The following is a 19,318-nucleotide window of genomic DNA, read 5'->3' on the forward strand; positions in this document are numbered from 1 at the left end:
AAATTGCGTCCCGCCGGTGAGCACGACGGCAATTGTTACGCGGCGGTGACGCAGCCCCCTCCTCATGCGCCGTGCAGCGCGCAGGCGCTACAGTGCGAGCACCACCCTCGCCCGCTCCCTTGCCCATGCGCAACCCCCGGCTGCTGATCACCGCCATCGCCCTGCTGCTGCTCGGCCTGGTAGTCAACCATTTCATGCAGCGCCCGCCGGCGCCGCAGTTCGCGCCGGACCTGCAGGGTGCGCCTGCCGCGCGCGCACCGGCCACGGCCACGCCCGGCAAGGGCAACGGTCTGCCCGCCTTCCTGCCCGCCGAAGCCCTGCAGACGATCGCGCTGATCCAGCGCGGCGGGCCGTTCCCGCACCGCCAGGATGGCAGCACGTTCGGCAACCGCGAACAGCAGTTACCGCAGCGTCCGCGCGGCTACTACCGCGAATACACCGTGGACACCCCCGGCGCGCGCACCCGTGGCACGCGCCGCATCGTCACCGGCGGCGATCCGCCGGAGGCGTGGTACTACACCGACGACCATTACGAATCATTCCGCAGCTTCACCGTACCGGCCCAGGGAGCGCAGTGATGAGCCATGACGATTTCGGCCTCGGCCTGCACGACATCAACAATGCCGGTGTCTACGCCATCGACAGCGACGACATCGGCGCCCTGGCCGCCGCAATGCGCGATGCCGGGCTGAAGGTGATCCGCATCGATCTGGAAGGGGTGGCCGACAAGCGCACCCTGCTCGCACGGCTGGCCGCGCAGCTGGATTTTCCGGCCGGTTTCGGCGGCAACTGGGATGCGCTGTCGGACAATCTACGCGACCTGCAATGGCTGCCAGCCAACGGCTATGCACTGTTCCTGTGCGACGTGGACGCGCTGCGCGCCACCGCGCAGAAAGACTTCGACACCCTGCTGGACGTGATGGACGAGACCAGCCGCGACTGGCTTGGCCGCGACGTCCCGTTCTGGGTGTTCCTGTCGCAGAGCGCGTAAGGTCACTGCCGTGGTGGATGCCGACCTTGGTCGGCGCTTCTGCGCCAACCAAGATTGACACCTACCCAAGCGAGCCTGCCAGGGCGTGGCGCGCTCCCTAGCCTACCGGCTCCCGTTATCTTCCTGCAGTTCTTTCTTGAACGGAATGTCCGGCGGTGGCCGCGCCACGGCCGGCTGGTCCTGCATGTTCGGATTGGTAAGGCCACAGCCACCACCGGCCTGCAGGATCGAGATCACGCAGGAAATCTTCGTATTGGTACCCGGCAACGGAATCTCCATTGCCTTTATTCCCTTGCGCACCCACTCGGCCAGCAGCGATTCCTGCGGGACCCAGTATTTGTCGAATGACGTGGGCGTGTAGTCGTAAGGCGGTCGCTTCAACCAGGTGCCCGATTGCGCGATGCGTTCCTTGCTCCAGCCATCGTTGGCACCACCGGGCGCACCGCGCTCGGCACGTCCATCGCCTTCCTGGCCCGGCACGCGGACGCTGCCATCGGCGTTGAACAGGCCACTGCCCTTGCCGGTGGCGCTGGCCTGGCGGGCGCCCTTGTCGGCGCCGTCCTGTTTGCGGCTCGACGCCCCCCAGTCATCGCCCTTGGCGGGCGTGGCCCAGTTGCCCGGATCGGGGGCCGGGCGCGCTCCAGCCTGGGCCGGTGCCGTGCTGGAGGCGGACGGCCGTGGCGTGCTGCTTTCGGCCTGGCGCGCACTGCCACTGGCCGCAGGCGCGGCCGTTGTCGCTGGCGCGCTGCCGCTGGACGTTGAAGGCGCCGCCGCGGGTGCCGACGCGACTTCGCGCTCGCGCACCTGCAGGTCACGGCCTGCCGGCGCTCGCACGGTCGGCTCGCGCCCGGCCACAGCAGCCATCCGTACCTGCGGATCGACCACGGCCTGCACTTCGCGCTCGCGCACCTGCACATCGCGCTGCGGCACACGGACCTGTACATCGGCCGTGCGCAGCGGCTGCGATATCGCCGGTGCATCGACCGTACTGATTTCACGCTCCTGCACCGGGATGTCACGCAGCTGCGGCGTCCGCACCGCGATCTCCGGCGCACGCAGTGCGGCCGGGGCCGGCGGCACCTGCACCGGCTGCACACTGCGCTCGCGCACCGTCGGTACCGTGTCGCGCGGCACGATGCTGATCTCCGTGCGCGGCACGCTGACAGGTGGCACCACGAAATCCGTACTGGCCTGCGCCACTTCGGTGGCCTGCACCGGAGACGGCGGCGGTGCCGCGACCGGCGCCAGCTCGGATTCGGCGGGCGGCGGCGGCACGCTGGCCACTGCAGCCGGAGCGGGTGCGGACGCAGCTGCCGACGCGGACGCCGGACGCGGCTCAGGCGCCGTTGCGGCCCCTGCGTTCTGGCCAGCTGCAACCTGGCCCGGCGGTGCAGCGGCCGCCGCTTCCGCACCTGGCTGATCGCCGCCGCCTTCCTGGGTAGCGCGACCGACGAACTCCACCTGCACGCGCTCGCCCTCGGCGCCTTGTTCTTCCGGTGCCGAGGTGCGGATCACTGCCACCCATAGCAGCAGCATGAAGAACAGCAGATGCAGCAGCGCACTGGCCAAGGCCGAGACGCAACGCATCCAGCGCTGGTCGCGCGGCGCAGCATCCCAGTCCTGCCAGAACAAGCGGCGCAGCGCCTGCCACGGCGACAGCTGCGGCGATTGACCGGGTGGCCCCGGCAACGATCGGGGCAGCAATACCGCGATCACGTCGCGCGCGTGGTACGGCCGCGGCAGCGGCCCCAGCGAGCGCAGCCACAGCGCCCAGCCATAAGGCAGGCGCGTGGTCTTCTCGAGGACGGCGCGGGGCTGCTGGCGCGCCAGCAGTAGATCGATGAGTTGCTCGGCCCGGGTCAGAGGCACGCGTCAGCGATCAGGCGACGTTGTCGCGCGGGATGTACGGCGCGTGGCCGCTGTCGTGGTCGGTCGCGTCGCGCACGGCGGTCACGCCCGGCACGCGGCCCATCAGGGTCTTTTCGATGCCCTGCTTCAGTGTCACATCGGCCATGCCACAGCCCTGGCAGCCACCGCCGAAGCGCAGCAGTACCACGCCGTCGGCCGAGACTTCCTGCACGGCCACCTTGCCGCCATGCGAGGCCAGCTGCGGATTGACTTCGTTCTCCACCACCCAGTGCACGCGCTCGACCAGCGAGGCCGCATCACCGGGCGCTTCACCCTTGATGCGCGGCGCCTTGATGGTCAGCTGCTGGGTACCGGCACTGCCGGCGACGATGTCGATCTCGGCCCCGTCCAGCCAGCCGACGCTGCCGGCATCGACGTACAGGGTGAATCCTTCGCAGTCCACCGCCCACTCATCGCCGAGCAGGTCGGTCGGTTCGGCGAACTCCAGCCGGGCGTCGGCGCGCGGGGTGCCGGGGTCGACCGCGCTCAGGCGCACGCCCATGCCGGGCACGCCCTCGCGTTCGATCAGCTTGCGGAAGTGGGTCTGGGCAGTGTCGGAGATCTGGATCATCAGGCTATTCTAGCCAAGTACGCGTCAGCCGCTCATTCGGTTTATACACCGTCCGGCGCATTGTTCAGTCAACACGAGGTGGAGATTCCCATGGCCGACCTGATTCCACTGGCCCAGGCCCGTTGCGTGCCACGCAAAGGCAGCGACCACAAGCTCGGCGAGGCCCGCCTGGCCGAACTGCTGCCGCAGGTTCCCGGCTGGGAGCTGAGCGAGGGCAGCCAGGCCCTGACGCGCACCTTCCGCTTCAAGGATTACTACGCCACCATGGCCTTCGTGAACGCGCTGGCCTGGATTGCCCACCGCGAGGACCACCATCCGGACCTGGCCGTGCACTACGACCGCGCTGTGGTGCGCTTTTCCACCCACGACGTGGGCGGCCTGAGCGAGAACGACTTCATCTGCGCTGCGAAGACTTCGGCCCTGACGGAGCAACTGCCATGAACGTACGCTTGCTGAGCCTGTCCCTGATTGCTGCGACCGGCCTGGCCGGTTGTGGTGCCTCCGAGCCGCCGGCGCCGCCAGCGACCGCGCCGACCGAGGTGGCCGCGGTGAAGACGCCGCCGCCGCAGTACCCGCTTGAACTGGCCTGCATGGGCGTGGGTGGCACCAGCACGTTCAAGGTGACCATCGGCACCGACGGCAAGCCAAGCGAGGTCGCCCTGCTCACCGGCGCCGGCAATCCGCAGCTGGACGAGCTGGCCAAAACGGCCGTTCAGGGCTGGCAGTTCAAGGCTGCCACCCGTAACGGCGCTGCCGTGCCGGCCACCATCCAGGTGCCGGTCAGCTTCAACCCGCCGCAGCCGAAGCCCGATCAGTGCTTCGCCATCGAAGAACGCTTGCGCCGCGGCGGCTGATCGCGCGCGCCCCGACGAGGCCAGCCGACGCCCGCCTCGCCCTCCCCGCCCCGGGCTTATCCGGGGCGGCTGTCTGTTGACCAGGACCGCGTCGGTACATGCTGCAGATTCCCCCCGAAAATGTCTGGATCGCACTGGCGGTCACCCTCGCGGCCGGCCTGGCCACCGCCATCGGCAGCCTGCTGGTGCTGTTCTCGCGCCGCCCCAACCCGCGCCTGCTGGCCTTTGGCCTGGCCTTCGCCGGCGGCGCGATGGTCTACGTGTCGCTCTCGGAAATCCTCAACAAGTCCATCGCATCGTTCGCCCTGGCCTATGGCGAGCGCAGCGGCTTCACCTACGGCACCCTGGCGTTCCTGCTGGGCGTGATCGTCATCGTGCTGATCGATCACTTCATTCCCAATCCGCATGACAGCCTGGACAAGCAGGACCCCGCGTTCCGCGAAAACAGCCGCGAGTACCTGAAGCGGGTCGCGCTGCTGACCTCGGTCGCGATCACAGCGCACAATTTCCCGGAAGGGCTGGCGACCTTCTTCGCCACGCTGGAAAGCCCGTCGGTGGGCATGCCACTGGCCTTTGCCATTGCCATCCACAACATCCCCGAGGGCATCGCGATCGCGGTGCCGGTGTACTTCGCCACCCAGAACAAGGCCTATGCATTCAGTGCCAGCCTGCTGTCCGGCCTGGCCGAGCCGGTGGGCGCGGCGCTGGGCTACTGGCTGCTGTCAGGATCGCTGTCGCACGCCACGTTTGGCTGGGTGTTCGGACTGATCGCCGGCGTGATGGTGTTCCTGGCGCTGGATGAGCTGCTGCCGGCGGCCAAGCGCTATGCCAAGGGCCACGAGACGGTTTACGGACTGGTGGCCGGCATGGGCACCCTGGCGATCAGCCTGGTGCTGTTCAAGTGGTGAGGGGTTCCCGGCCAACGGGCTGAGCCCCCTCGCGGCTGGCGGAGCGACATTCCGGGTTGGGCCGGCCGAGGTGGGTTTGCGGGGGACGCCGTAAACCCATCCTTGGGGGCTTGGGCGCGCCATCCATGGCGCTTACACCCCCGCAAACCCACCTCGCCCGGCCTCTGACAGGCTATAGGCGTGCCAGCCGCGCGATGAAAGAATGAAAAAGCGAAGCCCGCGCTGCGCGCGTGAGTCGAGCGTGGCTCGACTCTACAAGGGCTGCGTGCGGGTATGGGTCTACGCTGCGGCTGTCAGGTCCGCCTTGTAGCGAGCCGAGCACCGCAGGTCCGGCGAGGGCGAAGAGGCGCGGGTGTCTGAGCGCAGCGAGTTCCGCGCCGCCCCTCGGCGGACCGAGGAGCGCAGGGTACCGGCGCGCAGCGCCGGCTCGCGGATGGCGGCGTGTTTCTTTGGTTACTTTACTTTGCACGAGCAAAGAAAGTGACGAGCCCACTCATCGCAGGGAAGCGACGGCGCCGACCAAGCACCCGGCCCCGCCGAACCGCCGTCAGCGCAGGCGGCCCAGCGCCTCAACCAGCTCATCGGCCAGCGGTGCATTCAGCACGTACGGGCTCTTGCCGTCATCCAGCGCGAACTCCAGCGAAGCCGCGTGCAGAAACAGGCGCTTCAGCCCGATCTGCTCACGAAGCCGCTTGTTCACCGCCGGATCGCCGTACTTGTCGTCACCGGCCACCGGGTGGCCCAGATGCTGGGCATGCACGCGGATCTGATGGGTGCGGCCGGTTTCGATGCGCACCTCGCAGTACGAATGGCCGCCGCGGCGCTCCAGCACCCGGAAGTGACTGATCGATTCCTTGCCGATCGCGTTGACCTGCACATGGCGCTCGCCGCCCTGGCGCAGGCCCACGTGCAGCGGCGCGTCCACCGTCATCACGCCATCGGGCATGCGCCCGGCCAGCAGGGTCAGGTAGCGCTTGCGGATGCCGGCGCCATGGTCTTCACGCAGCAGGGCCTGCAGTTCACTCAGCGCCGAGCGCTTCTTGGCCACGATCAGCAGGCCGGAGGTGTCGCGATCCAGCCGATGGACCAGCTCCAGGGTCTGCCCCGGGCGCAGCGCACGCAGGGTCTCGATCGCCCCGAAGCTGATGCCGCTGCCGCCATGACTGGCCACGCCAGAGGGCTTGTTCAGGGCCAGCAGGCGGGCATCCTCGAACACGATGGCCTGCTCCAGGCGGCGCATGAACGCCTCAGGTGGACCGGCCTTGTCTCCCTCCTCGCTGAGACGCACGGGTGGTACACGCACCTCATCGCCCGCCTCCAGCTTGCGCTCGGCCTTGGCGCGACCGCCGTTGACCCGCACCTGGCCACTGCGCACCAGCTTGTAGACCAGGCTGCGCGGGGCCCCCTTCAGCTGGCCGAGCAGGAAGTTGTCCAGGCGCTGGCCGGCGCGGTCGGCGGGAACGGTGATCATGCGCACGGAAGGCTTGTCGCCTGCGGGCTTGGTGGGGTCTTGGGCGGTCATCAGGCTGTTTATTCTGTTACACTCGGGGGGCGAGATAAGGGATTGATTTCGTTGGAAGTTACTCAGGGCCAGAAGCCCAGCTTCCGACGAATCCGGCACAGTGCGCGACCACCGCCCGCGGGGCGGCCATGTTAGCGGCTCACCGGCCTTCCCGGCCATCGCCGGATGCCTGACACGCAACCGTGCTGAACATGTCCCGCGTGGCGCTCCAGCCTGGCTGACAGCTGCCTGCGGCCCCGCAACACCCAAAACCCATAAGAGTGAAGCGCTCCCGCGGCCTGCCGTGGTGTCGTAGCGCTGGAAACCCAAGCCGCCCTCCCCGCGCTTGCGCGAATGGGCGGCGAGCCGTGTCCAGAGGCGAAACCCCATGGCGTTCCGCGCGGTAGCCGCTTGCGAGGAACGCAACAATGAAGCGAATGCTGATCAACGCAACGCAGGCTGAAGAGCTGCGTGTTGCCATCGTGGATGGCCAGTCGTTGTATGACATCGACATCGAGCAGCCGTCGAAGGAACAGAAGAAGTCCAACATCTACAAGGGCCGGATCTTCCGCATCGAGCCCTCGCTGGAAGCGGCCTTCGTCGAATACGGCGGTGGCCGCCATGGCTTCCTGCCGTTGAAGGAAATCTCCCGCGACTACTTCCAGGCCGGCGTCGACCACAACAAGGCCGGCATCCGCGAACTGCTGAAGGAAGGCCAGGAGATCGTCGTCCAGGTCGACAAGGAAGAGCGTGGCAACAAGGGCGCCGCCCTGACCACGTTCATCTCGCTGGCCGGCCGCTACATGGTGCTGATGCCGAACTCGCCCAGCGCCGGTGGTGTGTCCCGCCGCATCGAGGGCGAAGACCGGGCCGCGCTGAAGGACGCGCTGGACAAGCTGAACATTCCCGACGACATGGGCGTGATCATCCGTACCGCCGGCGTCGGCCGCGATGCGGAAGAACTGCAGTGGGACCTGGACTACCTGCTCAACGTCTGGCGCGCCATCGCCGAAGCCGCGCTGAGCAAGCCCGCTCCGTTCCTGATCTACCAGGAGTCGCGCCTGATCGTGCGCGCCCTGCGTGACTACCTGCGCGCCGACATCGGCGAGATCCTGGTGGACACCGAGGAGATGTACGAGCACGCCCGCGAGTTCATGCAGCAGGTGATGCCGCAGACCCTGCGCAAGCTCAAGCACTACAAGGACGACATCCCGCTGTTCAACCGCTTCCAGATCGAGTCGCAGATCGAAGGTGCATACGAGCGCAACGTGCGCCTGCCGTCGGGCGGCTCGATCGTGGTCGACCAGACCGAAGCACTGACCGCGGTCGACGTGAACTCCTCGCGCGCCACCAAGGGCAGCGACATCGAGGACACCGCGTTCCAGACGAACCTGGAAGCGGCCGAGGAAGTGGCCCGCCAGCTGCGCCTGCGCGACCTGGGTGGCCTGGTGGTCATCGATTTCATCGACATGGCCTCCAACAAGCACCAGCGCGAGGTCGAGAATCGCTTGGCCAACGCGCTGAAGTACGACCGGGCCCGCGTCCAGGTCGGCCGCATCTCGCGCTTCGGCCTGCTGGAAATGAGCCGCCAGCGCCTGCGCCCGAGCCTGGGCGAGTCCAGCCAGATCGTCTGCCCGCGCTGTGACGGCCACGGCCGCATGCGCAGCGTCGAGTCGCTGTCGCTGTCGATCATCCGCGTCGCCGAAGAGCATGCGATGAAGGAGAACACCGGGCAGGTGCTGGTGCAGGCCCCCGTGGAGATCGCCAATTACCTGCTGAACGAGAAGCGCAGCGCCCTGCGCGAGATCGAGCAGCGCCACGAGGCGCCGATCGTGATCGTGGCCGACGAGCAGCTGCATACCCCGCACTACACCGTCACCCGCCTGCGCGAGAACGAGTTGGGTGAAGAAAGCAGCAAGCCCAGCTACCAGCGGGGCACCCCGCGCAAGCTGCCGGTGCACGCGCTGACCAAGGGCCAGCTGAACATCCCGCCGCCGGCGGTGACCCAGGTCAAACACACCTCGCCCGCCCCGGTTCGCGAGGAAGTTGAGCCGGCCAAGGCAGCCCCGGCCCCGGTCGCGGTCGCACCGACGGCCCCGGCCCCCAGCGGCGGCGTGATCGGCTGGCTCAAGCGCGTGTTCGGTGGCGAGCCGGCCCCGGCGCCGGCGCCGGCCGCTCCGGCGGCGCGTCAGTCGCAGGACGGTGGCCGCAAGGACCGCAACAAGGATCGCAACAAGGACCGCAAGGACCGTCGCGACGACAGTCGTGGCAATGGCAACGCGCAGCAGCAGAAGGATGGCGGCAACCGCAAGGACCGCGGCGAGCAGCGCAAGGACGGCCGCAACGGCAACAACGGCAATGCGCAGCAGCAGCCGCAGCAGGGCAAGCAGAAGGAGCCGCAGCACAAGGATGGCCAGCAGCAGCCGCAGCAGCAGAACAAGCCGCGCAACGAGCAGCAGGGCCAGAACCAGAACCAGCAGCCAAAGCTGAAGCAGCCCAAGCAGCCGCGCCCGCAGCAGCAGGACGGTGACAAGCCGGCCGAGAAGCCGCAGCGCAATGCCGCCGAAGCAGCTGCCGAAGCCGTGACCGCAGCGGCAGCCGTAGCCGCTACGGCCGTCGCCGCCAACGGGGTGAACGCGCTGGAAGCCACCGCGCCGGTGACGCCGGTTGCTCCGGCACCCGCCGCTCCGGTGGAAGCCGCTGCGTCGGCCGACACCGCTGCCAACGCTGGCAGCGCGGCCGAGGTGACTGCGGTTGCCGGCGAGGAGGCTGCAACCGACACCAATGGCGAGCAGGCAGGCGAAGGCGCAACCCGCCGTCGTCGTGGCCGTCGTGGTGGCCGTCGCCGTCGTCGCGGTGGCACCGAGAATGCCGTCGGCAGCGACGCCCTGGGCGATGACCAGGACGATGGTGATGACGGTGAAGACACCGACGGCGCCGAGCCGAGCGTCAACAACACCGCCGGAACCGCTCCGGTTGCTGCGGTGCAGCCGGTCCGTTCGCAGCCGGAGTTCGACTTCGATGACGAAGTCGAGCCGATCGCCATCGAAGCCGGGAAGCCGGCCCGCGCTGCCGCCGCTGCGGTTTCCGCACCGGTTGCGGTGGTGAGCAGCGCCGTGGTCGAAGTCTCCGCCCCCGTCGCGGCTGAAGCGCAGGCGCCGGCCGAGGCTGCTGCGAAAACTGAAACGGTGTCCTCGCCGGTGCAGACCAGCATGCTCGATGCCATCGACGCTGCGACCCCGGTCCAGCCGGTCGCCGACGCCACTCCGGTGGTGGACGCTGCCGCGCCGGTGATCGAAGCAAAGCCGGTTGTGGCTGAAACGACCGCAGTGGCTGAAGCCGCTCCGGTGATCGAAACGAAGCCGGTCGCGGTCGAGGCCGCGCCGGTCGTGGAATCGAAGCCGCAGGTGGTTGAAGCAACCCCGGTGGTTGAAACCAAGCCGGTGGCCAGTGAGAGTGGCCCGGTGGTGGAGGCCGCCCCGGCCGTTGAAGCCACGCCGGTCGTCGAGACTGCGCCGATCGTGGAACAGCCGGTCGCGCCGGTGGCGGTGGAAGCCGCGCCGATCGAGGCCGCTGCCCCGGTCGCCGAAGCCGTGGTGACGCCGTCGATCGATCCGGTCGCCGATGGCCATGCCGACGCCGCAGCGCAGGCTGCAGAAGCCAGGGCCGATGAAGAAGACGAAGAGGCAGCCAAGCGCACGCCTCCGTCGAACTGATCGCGCCTTGATAGCGTGAAAACGAAACGGCGGGGATCAATGATCCCCGCCGTTTTTGTTTGTGCGTCGGGCCGAACCGTGCCGACCAAGGTTGGCACCTACCCAAGCGTGCCTGCGTCAGGGTTTCGGCGCGAACTGCAGGCGGGTCCACACGCCGTAGTGGTCCGAGGCCCAGCGACCGCTGTCATCGGGCTGGTCGAACAGGATCTTCGCCTCGCGTGCGACCATCTCGTCCTGCTGGAAGAAGATGTGGTCGATCCGCGACGGCGCCTGGTAATAGTGACGGTTGAGCGTACTGACCGCGGACAGATCGGTGTTGACATGCACGCTGCCGTAGCTGTCGCCGTAGTGGCTGCGCAGCTCGCTCAGGTCGCCGGCATCCACCAGTGCATTGAAGTCGCCGGCGATCACCACCGGTGCACCGGCCGAGGTTGCAGTGATGAAGCGCAGCAGGTCTTCGACCTGGGTGCGACGGATGCGCTGCCCGTTCTCGTCGCTGCGCTCGTTCAGATGCGTGGCGTAGATGTTTACCGGCGTGCCGTCGACGTCGATGCGCAGGTGGGCCACGGTGCGGTAGTCGTCCAGCGGCTGCAGCAGATGATCGCCCTGAGCGAGGATCGGCCGCCGGGTCAGCAGCGCATTGCCGTAGCGCTTGGGTGCCGCGACCGGATCGGTGGACACGAACACATACCTGTAGCCGAGTTGGCCGGCCAGCCATTGCGCCTGGTTTCGCACGTTGCGGCGCTGGATCACTTCCTGCAGGGCAACCGCATCCGGCTGCAGGCGCTTGAGCTCGGCCAGGATGGTGCGGCGCCGGCTCGGCCAGTCTTCGCGGTCGTGGTGCAGGTTGAAGGTGACCATGCTCATGCCCGGCGCGCTGGCAACGTCGGGCGCCACAGTCGTGCCAGCCGGTTCAGCCGCCATCATCACGCCCGGCAATGCCATTGCAATGGCCAGCCCCAGGGCGCGCACCGACGTGCGCACCTTCGCCCGCTGCTGCTTCATCGTTACTGCCCCTTGCGTTCGGCGCGGCGCACTGCGCTCGGCACGTCGATCTCGATCCGCGCCGGCAGCTGGTGCACGTGCAGTTCTCTGTTGATCCACTGGGCCGCTTCACCGTTGATGCTCGCCTCGCCCGGGTCGCCAGCATACGGCCACGGCAGCACCACACCACCGACCGGCGGCACCAGGCCCGGTTGCACCTCCAGCACCAGCTGCTTGTCGCTGCGCTGCAGGCGGTAGTTCAACTGCCCCTGCGGCGTGCGCAGGCCCTGCACGGCAATGCCCTCGCCCTGCAGCCACGCGGTCGGCACGCCGGCGGCCAGTACCAGCGCATCGTCCAGATCACGGTTGTAAGCGAACATGTCCAGCGCAGAGCGCACGAAGTCCGAAGCCACCCAGGCGTGCGGCAGGTCACCGACGAAGAACGGCTTGCGCGGCGTGCGCGAGACCACTTCGGCCCACTGGTTCCAGGCCTGTGGCGCGCGGTCCCTGAAGAAGAACTCGGTGGCCTGCCAGGCGCGGTCGCGCCAGCCCAGGCGCACGAACGCTGCCACGTTGCGCCATTCGTACGGGGTGTAATCCTTCCACTCGCGCTTGCCATCGCGACGGGCAACGAACTCGTTCCAGTAGCGCTCGAAGGTCGCCTCCAGCGCCTGCTGCGGCAGCCGGCCCTGCTCGCCGCCGGGGGCAAGCGCGATCGTGGTGGAGGTGGCGTCGAAGTCGCCCAGCTCGGCCGAGCCCGGCAGGTAATCGATGTTGTGCTGCTGCATCGCCGACAGCAGCGAGGCCTGCAGGTCAGCACGGAACTGGTCGCGCGATTCGGCGATCTGCATCGCCTCGACCTTGCCCAGCTGGGTCGCCAGCAGCGCCGCGTCCTTGTAGCCGCGCAGCGCCCAGAAGTTGTCCCAGTAGGAATGCATCGGCTTGGCCGAATAGCCTTCATGGCTGATCGAGGCCGGCATCATCCCGTAGAACGCCGGGTTGCGCGCGCGGTTTTCCTCGGTGCGCTCGCTGGCGCGCAGCTGCTCCATGTAGTTGTAGGCGCCCTGCACGTGCGGCCACATCAGCTCGGTGAACGTGCTGTCGCCGGTGTAGCGCCCATACTCGGCGATGCTGTAGATCAACTCGCCATGGCTGTCGTTCTCCGGCACCGGGTCGCTGCCGCGCGCGTCGACGCAGCACGGCACCTTGCCGTTTTCGAACTGGTACGGCGCATACCAGTTGATGTAATCGCGCACCGCATCACTGCGCCCCATGCGCAGCAGGCCCTCGGAGATCATCGCGCCGTCGCGGATCCAGCTGCGCGCATACGACCGCGTGCCCGGCTGCAGGCGCGGTCCGACACGCGAGATCAGCATGTGCGCCACCGCCGTGCGCAGGGTGTCGACCAGTGGCTGGCCTGCAGCAGGCACCTGCAGCGAAACCACGCCCAGCTTCTTCCGCCATTGCTCGGCCACCTGCGCCTGCGCCTTGGCCACATCCAGCGCCTGCGGCGCCCAGCCACCGGTCTGTGGCAGCACCACCGCCACCTCACGGTTCTGCCCGGGCTCCAGCCTGATCGTGTACACCAGCGCACCCGACGCCATGCCGGTGCTGTCCTTCACCGCCGTGGTCGCCGGGTACGTGCCGCTTTCCAGATGCATCGCATCGAGCTTGCCATCGAACGTACTGGCAAAGCGCGCGTCCGGTACCTGCAGCGGATAGATCCGCGGCTCACCGTTGACCCGAACCAGCTGCTCACCTACATCCAGGGCATCAATCCGGCTGAAGCCTCCGACGGTATTAAGGAACTGGGTGGGCGGATTGACCTGCCACGGCCGTATCGCCAGTGCCAGGGTGTATTCGTGCGCGACCTTGTCCGGATTGCTCAGCCGGTAGCGGCCGATCAGCTGCGCACGCTCGGGCGTGCCCTGCACGAAACCGGTCACCGAGAGTCCGGCCTTCTCATGCACCCAGTCGACGGTGGCGATCGGCAGGTAGTGATCCTGCAGCGACTGAGTGATAGCCACTTTCGACCAGTCCAGCAGCTTGCCGTCCAGGCGGATGAACGGCTCGATGCTGAAGCTGCCCTTGGCCGGCTCCAGCGCGCCATCTTCGCTGATCAGCGCCTGCTCCTGGCCACCATCGAGGCCGAGCAGGGTCCAGTAGGGCTGTTCGCCCACATACGCGCGCGGCAACGAACCGCGCGGCAGATCGGCGGCTACCGAGGACAGGAAGGCATTGGGCGTGGCGGCGAACGCCAGCGGCTTGAGTGCGATGTCACGGATGCCATAGCGCCAGTTCGGGCCATCGCGCAGATCGAAACGCACGTAGCGCGCGTCGGTATCCGGCAGGGCAAGCCAGTCGCGGCCACCGGCACCGCTGGTCACTTCGCGCACGATGCGCCAATCCCGGCCATCCTCGGACGTCCGCACGGTGTAGCGATTGGCTTCCAGGTTCGGCAGCCAATCGATCACGACACCGCCGATCTCGCGGCTCTTTTGCAGGTCCAGGCTGATGGTCTGCTGCTTGACGCCACCGCTGATCCAGAACGTGTCGCTCTTGCCGTCGATCATGCGGTCCTGCAGCGCGGTGGCGGTATCGGCAATCACCGACGGCACCAGCGCCGAATCATCCTGCGGTGGCAGCCCCTGCAGGGTCAGCCTGTCGAAGCATACGGTGCCGCGGCCGCCGACCTTGCTGTAGATCGTGAACTCGACTGCGGCGCTGCGCGCCATCTCCTTCTCGGGCGAGGGACCCCACGCCTTGTCGATCTGGCGGCGGCGGTACTCGACCGGCGTCCAGCCCTTGGGGAAACTGTAGCCGGGACGATTGACCCACCAGACGTTGTCACCGCTGGCATCGATCAACTTGAACTGCAGGTCGTTGCCCGGTGAATCACCGCGCAACTGGAAGCCGAAACGGTAATTGACCGGGTATTCGATGTTCAGCGCGCGGCGGATGCCGACGTAGCCGGAGACATCGTGGAAGTCATAGTCCAGGCACAGCGCGCGGCCGCCGCCAGCGCCACTGACCGGGCGCAGCGAACCGCTGACCTGGTCGGACAACACCAGCTTCCAGGCCGCGACGTCGTCGAAGTCGTCCAGCACCTTCGGTGCCGGCAGCGCCGGTGGCGCGGCGATCGCCAGGGAGGTCCACAGCAGGCCCAGTCCAACGGCGATCGCTCGCTTCATCCCTTGACGCTCCCCAGCAACAGACCTTGAATGTAGTACCGCTGCAGCACCAGGAACAGCGCCAGCACCGGGACCACGGTGACCACCGCGCCGGCCATCATCATTTCCACGTCCATGATGTGCTCGCGCGAGAGGGTGGCCAGCGCCACCGGCAAAGTGTAGTGCTCCTGATCGGTCAACACGATCAGCGGCCACATGAAATCGTTCCATGCGCCCATGAAGGTGAAGATCGCCAGGGTCACCAGCACCGGCTTGAGCATCGGCAGCACGATCTGGAAGAAGATGCGCAGCTCCCCTGCCCCGTCGATACGCGCCGCTTCAAGCAGCTCGTCCGGGATCGAACGCGCGTACTGGCGCACCAGGAAGATGCCGAACACGCTGGCCAGCGCCGGCACGATCACCCCACCAAAGCTGTTGACCAGGCCCAGCTGCTTCATCAGCAGGAACAGCGGCAGCATCGCCACCTGCGCTGGAATCACCAGCGCCGCCATCAGCACCTGGAACAGGCGCTCGCGGCCGACGAAGTTGAGCTTGGCGAACGCATAGCCGGCCATGGTGTTGAGCAACAGTGAGCCAAAGGTGATCGCCAGCGAGACGAGCAGGCTGTTGGCGAAGTTGCCGCCCATGCCAGTGCGCGCGAACAACTCATGGTAGTTGTGCGTGGTGATGCTGGAAGGCAGCAGCGGCGGCGGGAAATGGCTGGCCTCGCCCTGCGGCATGAACGAGACCGAGAGCATCCACAGCAGCGGTGCCAGGCTGACCAGGGCCAGCACCAGCAACGCACCATTGATCAACCACGGGTACCAGCGCGACTGGCCGATTTCACGACTCATACCAACTGCCTCTTGCGGCCGAAACGCAGCATCACGGTGGTCACCGCCAGGATGATCAGGAACAGCAGGAACGCCACGGCGGAGGCGCGTCCCAGGTTCCACCACTTGAAGCCTTCCTCGAACATGAAATACAGCACGCTGACGGTGCTCTGCAGCGGGTCGCCGCGGGTCATGACATACGGCTCGGCGAACAGCTGGAAGTAGCCGGACACGGTGATCACCCCGACCACCAGCAGCACCGGGCCGAGCATCGGCAGGGTGATGTGCAGGAACTGCTTCCAGCGCGAGGCGCCGTCGATGCGCGCAGCCTCGTACAGGTCATGCGGGATCGCCTGCAGGCCGGCCAGGAAGATCACCATGTTGTAGCCGAAGTTCTTCCACACCGCGAACAGCATGATGGTCGGCATCGCCCAGTTGGGATCGCCCAGCCAGTCGATCGGGCTGATGCCCAGGTGGCCCAGGCCGTAGTTCACCAGGCCGTAGCTGGTGTGGAACAGGTAACGCCAGATCACCGCCACCGCCACCAGCGTGGTCACCACCGGCGCGAACAGCGCGGTGCGGAACAGCGCCTTGAAGCGCGCGGCCGGCGCGTTGAGCAGCATCGCCGCGCCCAGCGACACGCCGATCGACAATGGCACCCCGATCAGCACGAAGTAGGTGGTGTTCCACAGCGACTTCCAGAACATCGGTGTCTGCAGCAGGTCGATGTAGTTGCCGAGGCCGACAAACCGCAGGTTGCTGCTGTCAGCCAGGGCATACAGGTCGAAGTCGGTCACGCTCAGCGCCAGCGCCGAAGCCACCGGCAGGCCGAAGAACACGCCCAGCACGATCAACGAGGGCCCGGCGAAGATCCAGCCGGCAAGCGAAGTACGTTTCATTGCGCGCTCCCGGCGGCTACGGCACTGCTGGACTGCGACGACGGTGCGCGCTGCTGCAGGCGTTGTTGTTCATGCATCCAGCGGCGCTTGGCCAGCACCTTGTCCACGCGCTGGTCCAGTTCTTCCACGGCCTTGTCCTGCGGCAGGCCACCGCGCACCACCTTCTCGGTGACGATGCGCATTTCCTGCACGATGCGCTCCCATTCGAGCACCTTCGGCGTCGGCTTGACCCGCTCCAGCTGGTCACGGAATGCCGCTGCCAGCGGATCGTTGGCCAGCGACGGTGCGTTCCAGGTACTGCGGCGCGGCGGCAGATCGCCGATGATCGAATGGAAACGCGCCTGGATCTGCGGCCGCGACAGGAACTCGATCAGCTTCCACGACGCTTCCTTCTGCTGCGACTTGCGGAAGATCACCAGGCTGGTACCACCGGCGATGCCGGCGCCGGGGCCGTCCGGACCCGGTAGCGCCGCGGTGCCCCACTGCCCTTCCAGTTCCTTCGGCTGCAGCTTCTTGAACTCGCGGATGTTCCAGGGGCCGGAGATGTAGAACACGTTGAAGCCGCGGAAGAACTCGTCCCAGACGTTGGAGATCTGCGTCTCGGACATCTTCGGCGCCCAGCCCTGCTCGAACATGTTGGCGTAGAAGGCCAGCGTGCGGCGGAACCCCGGGCTGGCGAAATTGCCGCGGGTGTCATCGTCGCGCAGCAGCGGATCGGGTTGCTGCAGTGCCAAGGACAACTGCTGCTCGAACTCATTGATCGGCATCAGCACCGCATAGCGGTTCGGCCCCTGCATGCGCTTGATCGCCGCCATCTGCTCGTCCCACTCGGCCCAGGTACGCGGCGGGTGGTCGTAGCCGGCCTTGGCCAGCAGGTCCTTGCGGTAGTAGATCAGGCGTGTATCGACGTACCACGGCACGCCCACCAGCTCGCCGTGGATCACGTTGGTATCCCAGATGCCCTGGAAGTAGTCCTTTTCATCAACGACCGCCGAGTGATCGACGAACGGCTGCAGCGGTGTCAGCGCATCGAGCTCGGCGAACTCGGGCACCCAGGTGTTTCCGAGCTGGCAGACATCCGGCAGGCCATCGGCAGCGAACGCGGTCAGCAGCTTCTCGTGCGCTGCCGTCCACGGGATGTTCTGCACATCCACCTTGATGCCGGGGTTCTCGGCCTCGAACTCGTGGATCAGCTCGCTGACCACCTCGGCTTCGCGACCCATCGCCCAGAAGCGCACGGTGGTGGTTCCAGGCTCGGTGCGGGCGCAGCCGGCCACGGCCAAAGCGGCCAGGGCGGGCAGCGCCCAGCGGCGCAGGCGGTCGATCCAGTTCGGCACCGGGTTACTTCCCCTGCCCTGTGTTGCGGTTGGCATTGTTTTTCTGTTCCTGCGCGGCAGCCGCGCGTGATTCGGCGATACCCACCGCGCGTGCCGCCGCGGCCTTTTCGTCCTTCTGCAGCTCCAGCGGCTGGAACGCGCCTTCCGGCGCCAGCCAGCCACCGCTGAACCCTGCCCGCTCCAGTCCCTTGCGGATGTAGGGGTTCTTCTTCATCACCTCCCACACGAAATCGTTGCGGTAGTTGGCGATCATGGTCAGGATCGGTCCCTGGTCGATGGCGATGTAATCGCTGGCGACCCAGCCGCGATCCGGCACCAGGCGGCCGGTCTTGATCGGGATGTCGTAGTTGAAGCTGGGGTTGAATGAATCCAGGAAGCCGTAGCTGGAATAGATGTAGTCGCCGTAGCGCTTGTGCATTTCCAGCGTGGCCGGGATCACCTGCTCCGGCGCAAACACCACCGAGGCGATCGCAGCAGTCGGGGCAATGGTGCCGTCATCGAAATTCTCGCGCAGCCCAGCGCCGCGCGAGGAGTAATGGCGGAACTGGCGCTGCTCGCCGCGGTACTCCTGCGTGGTGTTCTGCGGGCCATCGCTGGCGGTCAGGCCCCACACATTCTCGCCATACTCCTTCCACTGCATCGGGTTGGCGATGGCGTATTCGCGCTGGGCCAGCGCAGCCGAGCGGCTGTTGAGGAAATAAGTGCTGCCGCGCTCGCGCATGTATGCGTCCTGGATATCGCGGAAGTCGATCCAGACGTGGCTGTACTGGTGGCCGAACAGCGGGCCGAAGGACAGGTATTCCTGGCCCTGGTAAACACCCCAGTCGTTGTCGTAGGTGCGCGTCCACACCGTCCACGCATCCGGGCTGACCGGGTGCGTGGGCGACCCCAGGGCAAGGATGTAGACCATCATCGCCTCGTTGTAGCCCATCCAGTCGTGGTCGATGAAGCCGCTCTCGGGGAACCAGCCCATCGAGATCAGCGGCGCACGCTGCTGCAGCCACGGCCAGTCCACCTTCTTGTACAAGGTGTCGGCGATCTGGCGGATCTCCTTCTCGCGCGGATCATCGCCGTCGTAGTACGACTGCGCGAACAACACGCCCATCATCAGCAGTGCGGTATCCACCGAGGACAGTTCGACCCAGCTGTCGTAGCGACGGCCTTCCTGCATGTCCAGGAAGTGGTAGTAGAAGCCCTTGTAGCCGGCCTTGCCGGTGCGCTGCGGGCCCATCGGCACATCGCGGAAGAACTTCAGCGTTGTCAGCGTCCGATCGATCGCTTGGTTGCGGCTGACCCAGCCGTTTTCTATGCCGATCGGATAGGCGGTCAGTGCGAAGCCGACCGAAGCGATGCTGGCGAACGGCCGCGACGGATAGCGGTCCGGGGTCAGGCCGTTCACTTCGTTGGTGGTGTCCCAGAAGAACTGGAAGGTGCGGCGTTCGATGTCATCGAACAGCGGAGGAAGCTCCGGCTTCATCGGCCGCGGCGGTGCGTCGGCCTCGATCAGGATCACCGGCGGGCGGGGCTTGGCAGGTTCCTGCTGGGCCGGCTGGCAGGCGGCCACGGCCAGGCTCAGCGCTGCGGCGGACAACAGATGGCGTGCCTGCATGGCGCGGTTCCTCCGGTGGTCTGATCGATGGGAAAGC

Annotated in this window: 15 protein-coding genes; 6 read left to right on the plus strand and 9 right to left on the minus strand. The window is 67.1% G+C overall.

Translation table 11 applies throughout. The features are described 5' to 3' along the window. Nucleotides 1-125: 125 nt before the first annotated feature. Both AC5P8C_RS03475 and AC5P8C_RS03480 read left to right on the plus strand, forming a co-directional pair. Nucleotides 126-578, plus strand: a complete 453-nt coding sequence (locus AC5P8C_RS03475) for a guanyl-specific ribonuclease (protein WP_111101752.1) — start codon at nt 126-128, stop codon at nt 576-578. Continuing rightward, nucleotides 578-991, plus strand: a complete 414-nt coding sequence (locus AC5P8C_RS03480; RefSeq protein ID WP_019660448.1) for a barstar family protein — start codon at nt 578-580, stop codon at nt 989-991. The genes AC5P8C_RS03475 and AC5P8C_RS03480 overlap by 1 nt, the downstream gene beginning before the upstream one ends. A 102-nt stretch (nt 992-1,093) precedes the next feature. Here the strand turns inward: AC5P8C_RS03480 and AC5P8C_RS03485 are convergent, their stop codons facing one another. Both AC5P8C_RS03485 and AC5P8C_RS03490 read right to left on the minus strand, forming a co-directional pair. Beyond that, nucleotides 1,094-2,860: a hypothetical protein gene (locus AC5P8C_RS03485; RefSeq protein ID WP_233653949.1), complete on the minus strand. Its 1,767-nt coding sequence runs from the start codon at nt 2,858-2,860 to the stop codon at nt 1,094-1,096. A 10-nt stretch (nt 2,861-2,870) separates the two neighbouring features. After that, nucleotides 2,871-3,470, minus strand: coding sequence for an NfuA family Fe-S biogenesis protein (locus AC5P8C_RS03490; protein ID WP_233653948.1), 600 nt, complete (start codon nt 3,468-3,470; stop codon nt 2,871-2,873). A 90-nt stretch (nt 3,471-3,560) separates the two neighbouring features. On the opposite strand from AC5P8C_RS03490, the gene AC5P8C_RS03495 reads away from it, so the two are divergent. The 3 genes from AC5P8C_RS03495 (at nt 3,561) to zupT (ending at nt 5,232) form a co-directional block, all read left to right on the plus strand. Then, complete coding sequence (locus AC5P8C_RS03495; RefSeq protein WP_233653947.1) at nt 3,561-3,911, plus strand: 4a-hydroxytetrahydrobiopterin dehydratase; 351 nt, start codon at nt 3,561-3,563, stop codon at nt 3,909-3,911. Continuing rightward, nucleotides 3,908-4,324, plus strand: coding sequence for an energy transducer TonB (locus AC5P8C_RS03500; protein WP_019660452.1), 417 nt, complete (start codon nt 3,908-3,910; stop codon nt 4,322-4,324). The genes AC5P8C_RS03495 and AC5P8C_RS03500 overlap by 4 nt, the downstream gene beginning before the upstream one ends. A 98-nt stretch (nt 4,325-4,422) precedes the next feature. Continuing rightward, nucleotides 4,423-5,232 carry a zinc transporter ZupT gene (gene zupT, locus AC5P8C_RS03505; RefSeq protein ID WP_019660453.1) on the plus strand — a complete coding sequence of 270 codons (810 nt, stop codon included), beginning with the start codon at nt 4,423-4,425 and terminating at the stop codon, nt 5,230-5,232. Between the two features lie 547 nt (nt 5,233-5,779). On the opposite strand, the gene AC5P8C_RS03510 is transcribed toward zupT, so the two are convergent. Then, a complete protein-coding gene (locus tag AC5P8C_RS03510) occupies nt 5,780-6,754 on the minus strand; it encodes an RluA family pseudouridine synthase (RefSeq protein ID WP_495218341.1) in 975 nt (324 codons plus the stop codon). 407 nt (nt 6,755-7,161) lie between these two features. On the opposite strand from AC5P8C_RS03510, the gene AC5P8C_RS03515 reads away from it, so the two are divergent. Continuing rightward, a complete protein-coding gene (locus tag AC5P8C_RS03515; RefSeq protein ID WP_495218342.1) occupies nt 7,162-10,449 on the plus strand; it encodes an Rne/Rng family ribonuclease in 3,288 nt (1,095 codons plus the stop codon). 117 nt (nt 10,450-10,566) lie between these two features. On the opposite strand, the gene AC5P8C_RS03520 is transcribed toward AC5P8C_RS03515, so the two are convergent. From AC5P8C_RS03520 to AC5P8C_RS03545, 6 genes are read right to left on the minus strand one after another with little or no spacing between them, the layout of a single operon-like run. Further along, nucleotides 10,567-11,454, minus strand: a complete 888-nt coding sequence (locus AC5P8C_RS03520; protein WP_019660456.1) for an endonuclease/exonuclease/phosphatase family protein — start codon at nt 11,452-11,454, stop codon at nt 10,567-10,569. 2 nt (nt 11,455-11,456) lie between these two features. After that, the gene (locus tag AC5P8C_RS03525; protein WP_495218343.1) at nt 11,457-14,624 is read right to left on the minus strand and encodes a discoidin domain-containing protein; all 3,168 of its coding nucleotides are present in this window, start codon (nt 14,622-14,624) and stop codon (nt 11,457-11,459) included. Then, nucleotides 14,621-15,457 carry a carbohydrate ABC transporter permease gene (locus tag AC5P8C_RS03530; RefSeq protein WP_111097843.1) on the minus strand — a complete coding sequence of 279 codons (837 nt, stop codon included), beginning with the start codon at nt 15,455-15,457 and terminating at the stop codon, nt 14,621-14,623. Before AC5P8C_RS03530 ends, AC5P8C_RS03525 begins: the two co-directional genes overlap by 4 nt. Beyond that, nucleotides 15,454-16,335 (minus strand): carbohydrate ABC transporter permease, encoded by an 882-nt coding sequence (locus tag AC5P8C_RS03535; protein ID WP_005410323.1) that lies wholly within the window; start codon nt 16,333-16,335, stop codon nt 15,454-15,456. The genes AC5P8C_RS03530 and AC5P8C_RS03535 overlap by 4 nt, the downstream gene beginning before the upstream one ends. Further along, nucleotides 16,332-17,708 (minus strand): sugar ABC transporter substrate-binding protein, encoded by a 1,377-nt coding sequence (locus tag AC5P8C_RS03540; RefSeq protein WP_194445152.1) that lies wholly within the window; start codon nt 17,706-17,708, stop codon nt 16,332-16,334. The genes AC5P8C_RS03535 and AC5P8C_RS03540 overlap by 4 nt, the downstream gene beginning before the upstream one ends. Continuing rightward, nucleotides 17,677-19,281: a glucoamylase family protein gene (locus AC5P8C_RS03545; protein WP_019660460.1), complete on the minus strand. Its 1,605-nt coding sequence runs from the start codon at nt 19,279-19,281 to the stop codon at nt 17,677-17,679. The genes AC5P8C_RS03540 and AC5P8C_RS03545 overlap by 32 nt, the downstream gene beginning before the upstream one ends. Nucleotides 19,282-19,318 lie beyond the last annotated feature (37 nt).

This window comes from Stenotrophomonas sp. YJH_SMC_46 (assembly GCF_059370315.1).

Excerpts from the sequence above, each read along its gene's own strand:
- AC5P8C_RS03520 (WP_019660456.1), bottom strand. The coding sequence starts at position 11,454 with ATGAAGCAGCAGCGGGCGAAGGTGCGCACGTCGGTGCGCGCCCTGGGG.
- AC5P8C_RS03475 (WP_111101752.1), top strand. The coding sequence starts at position 126 with ATGCGCAACCCCCGGCTGCTGATCACCGCCATCGCCCTGCTGCTGCTC.
- AC5P8C_RS03545 (WP_019660460.1), bottom strand. The coding sequence starts at position 19,281 with ATGCAGGCACGCCATCTGTTGTCCGCCGCAGCGCTGAGCCTGGCCGTG.
- AC5P8C_RS03515 (WP_495218342.1), top strand. The coding sequence starts at position 7,162 with ATGAAGCGAATGCTGATCAACGCAACGCAGGCTGAAGAGCTGCGTGTT.
- AC5P8C_RS03490 (WP_233653948.1), bottom strand. The coding sequence starts at position 3,470 with ATGATCCAGATCTCCGACACTGCCCAGACCCACTTCCGCAAGCTGATC.
- AC5P8C_RS03530 (WP_111097843.1), bottom strand. The coding sequence starts at position 15,457 with ATGAGTCGTGAAATCGGCCAGTCGCGCTGGTACCCGTGGTTGATCAAT.
- AC5P8C_RS03495 (WP_233653947.1), top strand. The coding sequence starts at position 3,561 with ATGGCCGACCTGATTCCACTGGCCCAGGCCCGTTGCGTGCCACGCAAA.
- zupT (WP_019660453.1), top strand. The coding sequence starts at position 4,423 with ATGCTGCAGATTCCCCCCGAAAATGTCTGGATCGCACTGGCGGTCACC.
- AC5P8C_RS03500 (WP_019660452.1), top strand. The coding sequence starts at position 3,908 with ATGAACGTACGCTTGCTGAGCCTGTCCCTGATTGCTGCGACCGGCCTG.
- AC5P8C_RS03525 (WP_495218343.1), bottom strand. The coding sequence starts at position 14,624 with ATGAAGCGAGCGATCGCCGTTGGACTGGGCCTGCTGTGGACCTCCCTG.
- AC5P8C_RS03540 (WP_194445152.1), bottom strand. The coding sequence starts at position 17,708 with ATGCCAACCGCAACACAGGGCAGGGGAAGTAACCCGGTGCCGAACTGG.
- AC5P8C_RS03535 (WP_005410323.1), bottom strand. The coding sequence starts at position 16,335 with ATGAAACGTACTTCGCTTGCCGGCTGGATCTTCGCCGGGCCCTCGTTG.
- AC5P8C_RS03510 (WP_495218341.1), bottom strand. The coding sequence starts at position 6,754 with ATGACCGCCCAAGACCCCACCAAGCCCGCAGGCGACAAGCCTTCCGTG.
- AC5P8C_RS03480 (WP_019660448.1), top strand. The coding sequence starts at position 578 with ATGAGCCATGACGATTTCGGCCTCGGCCTGCACGACATCAACAATGCC.